Genomic DNA, 12,651 nt, shown 5'->3' with positions numbered 1-12,651 from the left:
GGATTGGCAAGCTTTGCAGGAGCGCGCTTGTCGCGGGACACCCTCTGTAGCAGTCCGGCTTGCCGGCGGTGGCGATCTTGAGTGCCCTACCGCCGGCAAGCCGGACTGCTACAGGACCAGGCACGTCGGTCAGTTACTCGAAAGCTTGTCGCCTCGGGCGAATTTCCAGGTGCGGATGATCTCGAGCCGGTCGATGTCAGCCAGATCGCCGGTAAACGGTGCAAAAGGCGCCGCCAGTCTGACGATTCTCTGCGCTGCCTGGTCCAGCAACGGCTGGCCGGATGACTCGAGCACCAACACTTCATAAAGGGAGCCGTCGCGGTTGATCGACACCATCATTCGCAGGCTGCCGTAGATCTGCTGGCGCCGCGCTTCTTCCGGGTAGTTGAGGTTGCCGATGCGTTCGATCTTCTTGCGCCAGTCCTCTTTGTACCAGGCGCCTTTGTCACGCATGGTCGAGGCGGCGCTCAGGCGATGGATCTTCGGACGCTTGGCATACGCCTGCTGCTCGTCGGCGAGTTCCGCTTCGAGGCTGGCGATTTCGCTGTTCAGTTGGGTGCTGTCGAACGTCGGGGCGGCTTTCTTGGGCTCGTCCGGTTTGACTTCATCGCGCTTGGCGACAGTTTTTTGCGGCGCCTGAGCCTTGGTCGCCACGGCGGTTTTGGGCGCTTCCTGCTTGACCACCGGTTTGGCGGCAGGAGGAGGCGTCACCTTGTTGATCCTGGTGTCCTGATACGGCGCGATTTCAGTGGTCTTGGGCACTGCTTTCTTGTCGAGGGTGCCGCTGCCTTGCTGGTTTTCCTGGGCGAGGAAGTCAGCGTCCTTGGGTTTGGTGTCGCTCTTGAAGGGGGCGAGGGTGATTTCCAGTGTCTGGCTGATCTTCTCCGGTTTGACGTAGCTGAAGCCCACGCCAAGGATCAACGCCAGATGCACGAGCGCAGCGATCATCAGGGTAAAACCCAGGCGATCGGCCGGGCGCACGTGAGTGCGGGTCAGGGCCATCGGGAGATCACTGTCGACCGCAGCGTTCATCGACGCTCCGGAATCACACGAGCCAGCATTGCGAAAACCAACCTAGAGCGAAATTCAGGCCGCGCATGATAACGCAATGTCACGGGGTTCTTGGGCTTTGATAGCGGCGGGCCGATTAGTGGGCAATAAAGCATTGCGCCTCTGATTCTGGCCGGAGGCCGTGGGAGTTCAGCTTGCTGACGATCTGCCGGGGACCGGCAGTAATCCCATCCAGCCCGGCTATATCAGGTAGGCCGAGTTGTCAGAGTCTACTGCCGCTTCGCGCCAGATCGCCGGCAAGCCAGGCTCCCACGCCCTCCGGGCAGAAGCAGGGCTGGCAGGGCTTAAGTGCGAGCTTGCAGCTTCTTCTCGATCACATCCATCAACATCCCGCCGATGTCCGTGCCGAACGCGTTGTCGATTTCGCGGATGCAGGTCGGGCTGGTGACGTTGATTTCGGTCAGGTGCTCACCGATGACGTCCAGACCCACGAACAACAGGCCTTTTTCGCGTAGGGTCGGACCGATTTCAGCGGCGATCCAGCGGTCGCGGTCGGTCAGGGGACGTGCTTCGCCTCGTCCACCGGCCGCCAGGTTGCCGCGGGTTTCGCCAGCGGCGGGAATCCGGGCCAGGCAATACGGCACAGGTTCGCCATCGACCATCAAAATGCGCTTGTCGCCGTCCTTGATTGCAGGCAGGTACGCCTGCGCCATGATCTGTTGCTGACCGTGGGTGGTCAGGGTTTCCAGAATCACCGACAGGTTCGGGTCGCCAACGCGATGGCGGAAGATCGACGCGCCGCCCATGCCGTCGAGCGGCTTGAGGATGACATCGCCGTGTTTGGCTGCGAACTCACGAAGGACGTCCGAACGGCGGCTGACCAGCGTCGGCGGCGTGCACTGAGGGAACAGCGTGGCGAACAGCTTCTCGTTGCAGTCACGCAGACTCTGGGGCTTGTTGACCACCAGCACGCCTGCGCGCTCGGCCTGCTCCAGCAGGTAGGTGGAGTAGACGAATTCCATGTCGAACGGCGGATCCTTGCGCATCAGGATCACGTCCAGGTCGTCCAGACCGCTGTCGACTTCCGCGCCCAGCTCGAACCAGTGTGCAGGGTCGGCGAACACTGTCAGCGGCTTCATGCGTGCGCGGGCCTGGCCGGCGTCCTGATACAGGTCCTGCTGTTCCATATAGAACAGCGACCAGCCGCGGGCTTGCGCTGCAAGGAGCATGGCCAGCGAGCTGTCCTTTTTATAGGAGATGCGCTCGATGGGGTCCATGACAATTCCCAGGCGAATGCTCATGGGCAGTATTCCTCTGATCGGTAATGGCCGTAACGGGCCTGAAAACAGGCGTCAGGGTGGCGCTGCGCCGGCTTCGGGTCAAGGGGCAAGAGTGGCGCAGATGCTTTATGGATTGCGTCTTTAGAGTGTGCTAAAAAGGCTCGGCATCCGGCGTCATGCCGATTGCCAGTGCACCCCTCTAGATGGGGGTTCAGCGATCCCGACCAACACCATAGGCCCGGCCGAAGGCAGACCCATCTGAATCGCCGAGGCGATGGTAGAGCAGATATGGAACAGCATTCAGCCCCATTGAAAGTCATGGTCATCGACGACTCGAGAACGATTCGCCGTACCGCCGAGACCCTGTTGAAGAATGTCGGCTGTGAAGTGATCACGGCGGTGGACGGCTTCGATGCCTTGGCCAAGATTGCCGATAATCATCCTAGAATCATTTTTGTCGACATCATGATGCCCAGGCTGGACGGGTATCAGACCTGTGCGCTGATCAAGAACAATCGGGCATTCAAGTCCACTCCGGTGATCATGTTGTCCTCCAGGGACGGGCTGTTCGACAAGGCCAAGGGCCGAATCGTCGGTTCTGATCAGTTTTTGACCAAGCCGTTCAGCAAGGAAGAACTGCTGGGGGCGATAAAGGCGCATGTGCCAGAGTTCGTCGCAGTAGAACAACAACTATCTTGATGCCGACCCTCATCGAGGGGCGGCTGTTTCTATGGGGAAGCACCATGGCTCGAATTCTGATCGTCGATGACTCGCCGACTGAAATGTACAAGCTGACGGGGATGCTGGAGAAGCATGGCCATGAAGTCCTCAAGGCTGAAAACGGTGCCGATGGCGTGGCATTGGCCCGCCAGGAAAAGCCCGATGCGGTATTGATGGATATCGTCATGCCCGGTCTCAATGGCTTCCAGGCAACCCGGCAGCTGACCAAGGACGCTGACACCAACATGATCCCGGTGATCATGATCACCACCAAGGATCAGGAAACCGACAAAGTCTGGGGCAAACGCCAAGGCGCTCGGGATTACCTGACCAAGCCGGTGGATGAAGAAACCCTCATGAAAACCCTGAACGCGGTTCTGGCGGGCTGAAGGCCGGCCAGCGTTCATGGCTCAGTCACAAACCGCCTTCCAACTGCTGCTCGACATCGACCAGCGCTGCCGTTCGCTGGCTGCCGGGCTGCCGTTGCAGGAAACCCGACAGCAAGGCTGGAGCGGCATCGGCTTTCGCATGGGCGAGCGCTACTACGTGGCGCCCATGGGGGAGGTCGATGAAATTCTCCACGAGCCGCGTTGTGCAACGCTGCCGGGGGTCAAACCCTGGGTCAAGGGCATCGCGAATCTGCGGGGCCGATTGCTCCCGATCATGGACCTTTACGCCTTTTTCGGACACGAACTCTCGCCGCTGCGTAAACAGCGTCGGGTGTTGGTGATCGATCATCAGGACGTGTTCGCCGGTTTGCTGGTCGATGAGGTATTGGGCATGCAGCACTTCAGCGAGCGCAGCCTGATGCCCGATTTGCCAGATGACAGCGATCCCAGAATGGCTCCCTACGTTCAAGGCCGGTTTCTGCGGGAACAGGCCTGGCGGGTTTTCAGCCCCATAGTCCTGGTCCAGTCGCCGGAATTCATGGATGTCGCACTTTAATACGGTCTGGCACAGCACCGAGGACGCTCGTCGTCTTCGCAGGCGCGGACCTGTCCGCATTGGCCATGGTTCAGGCGGAGCCCTGAGAAATGAGTAATACCGGCAAGTCACTGGAAGGCGCCCGCAGCCGTTCGCAGATCATTGCGCTGTTCGTGGGGCTGATCGTCTTCATCATGCTGTTGTTCGTCAATTTCGCGTACCTGAGCACGCAATCCAACTACGACAAGCAGTACATCGGTCACGCGGGCGAGCTTCGCGTGCTGTCCCAGCGTATCGCCAAGAACGCCACGGAAGCGGCGGCAGGCAAAGCTGCGGCGTTCAAGTTGCTGGCCGATGCGCGCAACGATTTCGACACCCGCTGGCAATACCTCAGGAAGGGCGACAAGAACACGGGTCTGCCCGCCGCGCCCGCCGAGGTCACCGACGAATTGAAAGCGGTGCAGAGCGACTGGGAAAACCTGCGCAAAAGCACCGACGTGATCCTGTCTCGCGAACAGACGGTGCTCTCACTGCATCAGGTCGCCGCCACCTTGGCCGAGACCATCCCGCAACTGCAGATCGAGTCGGAAAAGGTCGTCGACATCCTCCTGCAGAATCGCGCACCGGCCAGCCAGGTCGCGCTCGCCCAGCGTCAGTCTCTGCTCGCCGAGCGAATACTCGGCGCGGTGAATACCGTTTTGTCGGGCGACGAAACGGCGGTTCAGGCCGCTGATGCCTTCGGGCGTGACGCCAGCCAGTTCGGGCGCGTGCTCAACGGCATGCTGGATGGCAATGCGACGCTGAAAATTACTCAGGTCGAGGATCGCGATGCGCGGGCGCGTCTGGCCGAGATCGCCGAGTTGTTCCAGTTCGTGTCGGGGTCGGTCGATGAAATTCTGGAAACGTCGCCAGAACTGCTAGAGGTGCGCGAAGCCGCAGGCAATATTTTCAACCTTTCGCAGACGCTGCTGGACGAAGCCTCCGTGCTGGCCAACAGCTTCGAGCACCTGGCCGGTGGTCGCGCCACCAACAGTTACGGCGGGTACATTCTTGGTTTGCTGGCGTTGGCCTCTATCATCCTGATCGGTCTGATCATGGTCCGTGAAACCAACCGCCAACTTCGTGAAACCGCCGAGAAAAATGAGCGCAACCAGAACGCGATCATGCGCCTGCTCGACGAGATCGAAGACCTTGCCGACGGCGATCTCACTGTCGCCGCGTCGGTAACCGAGGACTTCACGGGCGCCATTGCCGATTCGATCAACTACTCCATCGACCAATTGCGCGAACTGGTGGCGACGATCAACCTGACCGCCGAGCAGGTGTTCGGTGCGGTCAAAGACACGCAGACCACCGCGACTCAACTTGCCGCCGCTTCCGAGCATCAGGCGTTGCAGATCGCGGCGGCTTCCAATGCGGTCAACGATATGTCCCGTTCGGTGGAGCAGGTGTCGGCCAACGCGTCGGAGTCGGTGGCGGTTGCCGAGCGTTCAGTCGCCATTGCCAACAAGGGCAACGAGGTGGTGCACAACACGATCAACGGCATGGACAACATTCGCGAACAAATTCAGGACACGTCCAAGCGGATCAAGCGTCTGGGCGAGTCTTCCCAAGAAATTGGCGACATTGTCAGCCTGATCGACGACATCGCCGATCAGACTAGCATTCTCGCGCTCGACGCGGCGATTCAAGCCGCGATGGCCGGGGATGCTGGGCGCGGATTTGCGGTGGTCGCCGACGAGGTCCAGCGGCTGGCGGAGCGCTCGTCGTCGGCGACCAAGCAGATCGAAACGCTGGTCCGCGCCATTCAAAATGACACCAATGAAGCGGTAATCTCCATGGAGCAGACCACCACCGAAGTGGTGCGAGGCGCACGGTTGGCGCAGGATGCCGGTGTGGCACTGGAGGAAATCGAAGGCGTTTCCAAGGTCCTCGCCGCACTCATCGAGAGCATTACCAACGCTGCGCAACAGCAGGCCGCGCTGGGCCAGCAGATTTCCGCAACCATGACGGTGATCCAGCAGACCACCACGCAGACCACGTCGGGAACAGCGGCCACAGCGCAGAGCATGGGCAATCTGGCGAAGATGGCCAGTGAGATGCGCCGTTCGGTATCCGGTTTTAAACTACCGGCTTCACGGGATCAGCATTGATCGTCAAGCGTCAGGACTTGGGCAACTGGAGCCATCATGGCTGACCGTCACGACTACGTGGCCCTGGAGTGGGTCAAGGGCGAAATAGCCGAAACCCTCAAGCACGCCCGTCAGGCGCTGGATTCGTTCGTCGCGCGTCCCCATGACCCATCGGCGATGGACGTCTGCCTGGATTTCATCCATCAGGTGCACGGCAGCCTGCAAATGATCGAATTCTACGGCGCGGCCTTGTTCGCCGAAGAGATCGAGCAGTTGGCCCTCGCTCTTCAGCAAGGTCATGTCGTTCAGGAAACCGAAGCGATTCAGTTGCTGAATCAGGCGATGAGCCAGTTGCCGGTGTATCTGGAGCGCGTGCATTCAGCGCGTCGTGACCTGCCGTTGGTGATCTTGCCACTGCTCAACGACCTGCGCAGTGCCCGCGGCGAAAGTCTGCTTTCCGAAACCAGTCTGTTCTCCCCCCAGTTATTGTCTGTCCCCGAACTCGACGCCTGGACGCTGGCCGAGCGCGACAGCCCCGAATTGCCCGCAAAGCTGCGCAAGTTGCGCCAGACCCTGCAAACTGCATTGGTCGGGCTGCTCCGCGAACAGGATGTACAGACTCACCTGGGTTACATGACCAAAGTGTTCGCGCGGCTCGAAGTCCTGTGCAAGGACGCGCCACTGGAGCCGTTGTGGCGGATCGCCTCGGCACTGGTCGAAACCATGGCCAGCGGCAACTTCACCAACAGCCCGGCGCTGCGCAGCCTGTTCAAGGATGCCGACAAGGAACTCAAGCGCCTGCTGGAGCAAGGCATCGCCGGGATCAATCAGCCGGCGCCGGATGAACTGCTCAAAAGCCTGCTGTTTTATATCGCCAAGTCTGACAGTCAGGCCCCGAGGATGATGGAATTGAAGGAGCAATACGGCCTCGCCGAAGCCCTGCCGGAAAGCGCGTTGGTCGATGAAGAACGCGCACGAATGGCCGGACCTGATCGCGACGCCATGCGCTCGGTGATCATTGCGCTGTGCGACGAACTGGTGCGCACCAAGGAGCGCCTGGATGTGTTCGTTCGTGGCGACCGCCAGCATGTCAGCGAACTCAATGCTCTGCTGCCGCCGCTCAGGCAGATCGCCGATACCCTGGCGGTGCTGGGTTTCGGTCAGCCGCGCAAGGTCATCATCGATCAACTGGCCGTTGTTCAGGGCATGGCGCAAGGGCAGCGCGAACCCAATGACGCGACCTTGATGGATGTGGCCGGCGCCTTGTTGTACGTCGAAGCGACGTTGGCGGGCATGGCAGGCACGGTTGATCAGAGCAGCCCCGAAGAAAGCCGGTTGCCAACGACCGATCTGAGCCAGATCCACCAACTGGTGATCAAGGAGGCGCGGCTCGTGTTGCAACAGGCCAAGGATGTGATCGACGATTACGTTGACGGCGAACTGGATCGCGAGCGGCTGGCGCCACTGTCTGCGCAGTTGATTCAGGTCCGTGGAGCGCTGGCGATGATCCCGTTGGCTCGGGCCTCGAGCCTGCTCGCGGCATGCAACGACTACATCGTCGAGCATCTCCTGGCTGATGGTGGGCATCCAACGGGGCCGCAACTTGATCATCTGGCCGACGTCATCATCGGCATCGAATACTACCTGGAGCGCATGGCCGAGGACCCGGAAGCGCCGGGAGAACATGTGCTGGATCTGGCGCAGGAGAGTCTGGCGAAGCTTGGGTACTCACCGGTTCCGGATGCCGTGGACGTGCCGGTGCTCGAGGACGTGATCAGCCCTGAAGTCCTGAATGAACTGAATGAGCAGCAGACGACGGCCAACATTAGCCTGATACCAAGTAAAACCATCGCCGAAGTGCTCGCCAGCCCGCTGTCAGCCGTGAACCCACCTGCGCGCAACGTGCCTGCCAGCCTGTTGCCTCCCCCCAAAGACGAGCAACCGGTGGATGATGAGCTGCGTGACGTATTTCTCGAAGAAACCGACGAGGTCCTCCAGGCGCTGCATGAGTACCTGCCGCGCTGGCTGGCCGACGGCGAGAACTTTTCGGCGCTGGGCGAGATTCGTCGCGCGTTTCATACGCTCAAAGGCAGCGGACGCATGGTGCGGGCGCTGGTTCTCGGCGAACTTGCCTGGTCGGTTGAGAACCTGCTGAACCGCGTGCTGGAGCACAGCGTCGCGCCGGATACGCAGGTTCAGCAAGTGTTGATCGATGTGCAGGCCCTGCTGCCGGATGTCATTCGCGACTTCGCTGAAGACGTGCAACGTCAGCGGGATGATGTCGACTCGCTGGCTACCCGCGCCCACGCGCTGGCCCAAGGCGAGGAGACCGAACACGAAGAGCCCGTGCCCGTCAGGCGACCTGAGCCTGAGGAAGAAGGTTTCGATCCGCAACTGCTGGAGATCTTCCGTCAGGAAGCCCATACCCACCTCGACACGCTCAACCGGTATCTCGACGTGTCCCGGAGCGAAGCATCGCCTTCCTTCAGCGACGATTTGTTGCGCGCGCTGCACACCCTCAAAGGCAGTGCCTACATGGCCGGTGTGTTGCCGATGGCCGAACTGGCGAGCCCGCTCGACCAGTTGGTGCGCGAATTCAAGACCAATCAGATTGCGGTCGGCAAATCCGAAATCGAGCTGCTGAGTGCGGCCGAGCCGTTGTTTCACAAGGGCCTGATGCAGCTGAACGTCGACCCGCTGATGCCCATCGAGGGTGCTTCGCAATTGATCGAAGCGGCTCACGCTCTGCTCGACGAACGAATGGCGGACGCCTTGAGCGCCGATAACAACGGTCTGCGCACCCGCCGCAATCCGCAATTGATCGCCAGTTTTCTCGCCGAAGGCATGGACATCCTGCTGGACGCCGAAAACCTGCTCAAACGCTGGCGGCAGCATCCGGGCGAGCGCCAGGAGCTCAATGCGCTGCTCGACGAGCTGACCATGCTCGGCCACGGGGCGCACATGGCCGACTTGCCGCAGGTGGATGAGCTGTGCGAAGCGCTGCTGGACCTGTATGGCGCGGTGGAAGAAAGCAGTCTGGCGGTCAGCGAGCGTTTTTTCCATGAAGCCGAAAACGCTCACGAGGCGCTGATCGGCATGCTTGATCAGCTCGCGGCCGGTCAACAGGTCCAGGCATGCCCCGAGCGGGTACAGGCGTTGCGCGAGCTGCTCGAAGAGGGACTGGACCCCGGTGCCATGGGCCTGATCAAGAGCGATGGCGGGTTGGCGACCAGCGTGACCGAACTGGGCGAGGCTACCGCCGGCCTTGACGGCGGGCCTGAGCGTGCAGAGCAACCGCTGCGCGATGAGCTGGATCAGGAGATCGTCGATATCTTTCTCGAAGAGGCTGTCGACATCCTCGACGGTACCGGCCAGGCGTTGCAACGCTGGCTCGATGACCCGGAAAACCCGCTGCCGCTGTCATCGCTGCAACGCGATCTGCACACCCTCAAGGGCGGCGCGCGCATGGCCGAGATCGGCCCGGTGGGCGATCTCGGGCACGAACTGGAATCGCTTTACGAAGGCCTGATCGATCGACGCTGTAACTACACGCCCGATCTGGCCGAATTGCTGGTCCGCAGCCACGATCATCTGGCGCTGATGCTCGAGCAGCTGCAGAGCCGGGCTGAGTTGACCGATCCGGCGCCGGTGATCGACGAGATTCGTGAGTTCCGCCAGTGCAACTGTTACGTGCTGCCGCACGAGGGTGAACCCCGCAATGTCGGCTCAATGATCCAGCCGCTGGACGAGCGCGATCCTGAACTGCTGGAGATCTTCCTCGAAGAAGCCGACGACATCATCGAAAGCTCCAGTGCTGCGCTGGTGCGCTGGCAGGCCGATCCGCAGAACACGCTGGAAGTGGAAAACCTGCTGCGCGATTTGCACACGCTAAAGGGCGGTGCGCGCATGGTGGAGATTGCTCCCATCGGCGATCTGGCCCATGAACTGGAGTCGTTATACGAGGGATTGTCGTCCGGTGTGCTGAAGAACAGTGCGTTGCTCAATGGCTTGCTGCAGAGCGGCCACGACATGCTGGCCGATATGGTCGATGCCGTCAGGGGCTATGAACCGCTGCCCAATCCCTCGCTGCTGATCGAAAGCATCGCGCAATATTCGGCATCCGGCGCGATTCAGGAAGTCGCCAGCAAGCCCGTGGAAGAACAGGCGATCAACCCAACGCCGGGCAGCGAGCCGGCAGCGCCCGCCGCGGACGCCGATGTCGAACGTGCCGGTCCCGAGATGGTCAAGGTTGCGGCCGAGCAGTTGGAGGATCTGGTCAACCTGGCAGGAGAAACGTCGATCTTTCGCGGTCGCATCGAGCAGCAGGTCAGCGACGCGCAGGTCACGCTGGCCGAGATGGAAACCACCATCGAGCGGATGCGTGATCAGTTGCGGCGGCTGGATATCGAAACCCAAGGCCGGATTCTCAGCCGTGATCGCCAGGCCGAGCGACTGGGCTACGAGGAGTTCGACCCGCTGGAAATGGACAGGCATTCGCAACTACAGCAGCTGTCGCGCGCGCTGTTCGAGTCAGCGTCCGATCTGATGGACCTCAAGGAAACTCTGGACACTCGTGCCCATGAAGCCGAAACCCTGTTACTCCAACAGGCGCGGGTCAATACCGAGCTTCAGGAAAACCTGATGCGTACGCGCATGGTGCCGTTCGAGCGGATGGTGCCGCGCCTGCGCCGGATCGTGCGGCAGGTATCGGGCGAATTGAACAAGAAGGTCAGGTTCGATGTGGTCAACGCCGAGGGCGAGATGGACCGCAATGTGCTTGAGCGCATGGTCGCACCATTGGAGCACATGCTGCGCAACGCCATCGACCATGGCCTGGAAAGCCCGGAAAAGCGTCAGGTTGCGGGTAAATCGGACGTGGGGCACATCACCCTGAGTCTGTTTCACGAGGGCGGTGACATTGTCATCGAGATGAGCGATGACGGCGCTGGCGTCGATTTCGAGGCCGTGCGGCGCAAGGCGATCAAGCGGGGACTGATCAGCCCGGACGCCGAGCTCAGCGAACATGACACCCTGCAGTTCATTCTGCAGGCCGGCTTCTCCACGGCCGAGACCATCACTCAGATTTCCGGGCGGGGCGTCGGGATGGACGTGGTCCATGCCGAGGTAAAAGAGTTGGGCGGCTCTATGGTCATCGACTCGAAGTCGGGGCAGGGCGCTCGATTCCGCATCCGCCTGCCGTTCTCTGTGTCGGTCAATCGCGCGCTCATGGTGCAGTGCGGTGAAGAGCAGTATGCCGTGCCGCTGAACAGCATCGAAGGCATCGTGCGGGTCATGCCTGGCGAACTCGAGGCGTATTATCAGTCCTCGCCGCCGCGTTATCAGTACGGCGAGCGCAGCTATGAATTGCGCTATCTGGGGGAGTTGCTCAACAACGGCCAGCCTCCGAAACTGATGGGCCAGACACAGCCGCTGCCGGTGTTGCTGGTTCATGTCCACGATCAATGGGTGGCGGTGCAGGTCGATGCGTTGGCGGGATCACGGGAAATCGTGGTCAAGAATCTCGGCCCGCAGTTTTCCGGCGTGCAGGGGATTTCAGGCGCGACGATTCTCGGCGATGGACGGGTGGTGCTGATCCTTGACCTGTTCGCCCACATTCGCCGCTTGCATGCGCGCATGTTGGCTTTGCAGGCGTCTGGACAGATGCCGACGCCGTATGTTGAGACCGAACAGGCTCGACCATTGCTGGTGATGGTGGTGGACGACTCGGTCACGGTGCGCAAGGTCACCGGGCGACTTCTGGAACGTAACGGCATGAATGTGCTGACGGCCAAGGATGGTGTCGACGCGATGGCGTTACTGCAGGAACACACCCCCGACGTCATGCTGCTGGACATCGAGATGCCGCGCATGGACGGCTTCGAAGTCGCCAGCAAGGTCCGTGAAGACGAAGCGCTCAAGCACCTGCCGATCATCATGATCACCTCCCGTTCAGGGCAAAAACATCGTGACCGCGCGATGGCCCTGGGCGTGAATGACTACATGAGCAAGCCTTATCAGGAAGCCGCGTTGCTGGAGAGCATTGCTCACTGGAGTCATGTGCATGTCTGACACCACCACGCAAACCGCGCGGCTGACCAGCCTGACCGGGTTACTCATTCCGCTGAGTGACCGGCATCTGCTGTTGCCCAATGTGGCTGTCGCCGAGCTGATCGACTATCAGGACAGCATCGCCGATCCCGCCGCACCCCAGTGGTACCTTGGCCCAATCAACTGGCGCAACCGGAGCCTGCCCCTGCTCAGTTTCGAAGCCGCCTGTGGCAGCCGCGCCCGGGTCGGCGGCCGCGCGCGTATCGTCGTGCTCAACGCTCTGGGCGGCCGCCCGGACCTGAAATTCATCGCCCTGCTGACCCAGGGCATCCCCCGCTCCTGCAAGCTCGACAATCAGCTCAGCTATGTCGACGTGCCGCTGTCGGAACTGGAACTGGCGGCGGTACAGGTCGGTGAAACCGTGGCGAAAGTGCCCGATCTGGTGGCGCTGGAACAGTGGCTGGTGGATGCCGGTTTGGTGCAGGTGGCGGGGCCGGGGATTTGATTGACCGAACGCTGACAGAGCAATCACCTGT

Annotated in this window: 8 protein-coding genes; 6 read left to right on the top strand and 2 right to left on the bottom strand. The window is 61.1% G+C overall.

Annotated elements, in window-relative coordinates; translation table 11 throughout:
* Window positions 1–129 precede the first annotated feature (129 nt).
* Window positions 130–1,032: an energy transducer TonB gene (locus D3M70_RS02955; protein WP_120124218.1), complete on the bottom strand. Its 903-nt coding sequence runs from the start codon at window positions 1,030–1,032 to the stop codon at window positions 130–132.
* A 323-nt stretch (window positions 1,033–1,355) separates the two neighbouring features.
* Window positions 1,356–2,312: a glutathione synthase gene (gene gshB, locus D3M70_RS02950; protein ID WP_120124216.1), complete on the bottom strand. Its 957-nt coding sequence runs from the start codon at window positions 2,310–2,312 to the stop codon at window positions 1,356–1,358.
* Window positions 2,313–2,579: 267 nt separating this feature from the next.
* Here gshB and pilG point away from each other — a divergent pair, with 267 nt between their 5' ends.
* The 6 genes from pilG to D3M70_RS02920 all read left to right on the top strand — a co-directional run bounded on the left by pilG (window position 2,580) and on the right by D3M70_RS02920 (window position 12,620).
* On the top strand, window positions 2,580–2,990 hold the full coding sequence (gene pilG, locus D3M70_RS02945) for a twitching motility response regulator PilG (protein WP_120124214.1): 411 nt from the start codon (window positions 2,580–2,582) through the stop codon (window positions 2,988–2,990).
* Window positions 2,991–3,034: 44 nt separating this feature from the next.
* Entirely contained in the window at window positions 3,035–3,400 is a 366-nt protein-coding gene (gene pilH, locus D3M70_RS02940) for a twitching motility response regulator PilH (protein ID WP_002551739.1), read from the top strand.
* Window positions 3,401–3,416: 16 nt separating this feature from the next.
* Window positions 3,417–3,956, top strand: a complete 540-nt coding sequence (locus tag D3M70_RS02935; protein WP_120124213.1) for a chemotaxis protein CheW — start codon at window positions 3,417–3,419, stop codon at window positions 3,954–3,956.
* Window positions 3,957–4,045: 89 nt separating this feature from the next.
* Window positions 4,046–6,088, top strand: a complete 2,043-nt coding sequence (locus tag D3M70_RS02930; protein ID WP_120124211.1) for a methyl-accepting chemotaxis protein — start codon at window positions 4,046–4,048, stop codon at window positions 6,086–6,088.
* A 36-nt stretch (window positions 6,089–6,124) separates the two neighbouring features.
* Window positions 6,125–12,136: an Hpt domain-containing protein gene (locus D3M70_RS02925; RefSeq protein ID WP_120124209.1), complete on the top strand. Its 6,012-nt coding sequence runs from the start codon at window positions 6,125–6,127 to the stop codon at window positions 12,134–12,136.
* Window positions 12,129–12,620: a chemotaxis protein CheW gene (locus tag D3M70_RS02920; protein ID WP_081565092.1), complete on the top strand. Its 492-nt coding sequence runs from the start codon at window positions 12,129–12,131 to the stop codon at window positions 12,618–12,620. Before D3M70_RS02925 ends, D3M70_RS02920 begins: the two co-directional genes overlap by 8 nt.
* Window positions 12,621–12,651: the final 31 nt, after the last annotated feature.

The organism is Pseudomonas sp. LS-2 (assembly GCF_003605735.1).
Classification (GTDB): domain Bacteria; phylum Pseudomonadota; class Gammaproteobacteria; order Pseudomonadales; family Pseudomonadaceae; genus Aquipseudomonas.
This window is presented reverse-complemented; position numbering and strand designations above follow the sequence as displayed.

What these genes read in the sequence shown, in the direction of transcription:
- pilG (WP_120124214.1), top strand. Translation starts at nt 2,580, where the DNA reads ATGGAACAGCATTCAGCCCCATTGAAAGTCATGGTCATCGACGACTCG.
- pilH (WP_002551739.1), top strand. Translation starts at nt 3,035, where the DNA reads ATGGCTCGAATTCTGATCGTCGATGACTCGCCGACTGAAATGTACAAG.
- D3M70_RS02935 (WP_120124213.1), top strand. Translation starts at nt 3,417, where the DNA reads ATGGCTCAGTCACAAACCGCCTTCCAACTGCTGCTCGACATCGACCAG.
- D3M70_RS02925 (WP_120124209.1), top strand. Translation starts at nt 6,125, where the DNA reads ATGGCTGACCGTCACGACTACGTGGCCCTGGAGTGGGTCAAGGGCGAA.
- D3M70_RS02930 (WP_120124211.1), top strand. Translation starts at nt 4,046, where the DNA reads ATGAGTAATACCGGCAAGTCACTGGAAGGCGCCCGCAGCCGTTCGCAG.
- gshB (WP_120124216.1), bottom strand. Translation starts at nt 2,312, where the DNA reads ATGAGCATTCGCCTGGGAATTGTCATGGACCCCATCGAGCGCATCTCC.
- D3M70_RS02955 (WP_120124218.1), bottom strand. Translation starts at nt 1,032, where the DNA reads ATGAACGCTGCGGTCGACAGTGATCTCCCGATGGCCCTGACCCGCACT.
- D3M70_RS02920 (WP_081565092.1), top strand. Translation starts at nt 12,129, where the DNA reads ATGTCTGACACCACCACGCAAACCGCGCGGCTGACCAGCCTGACCGGG.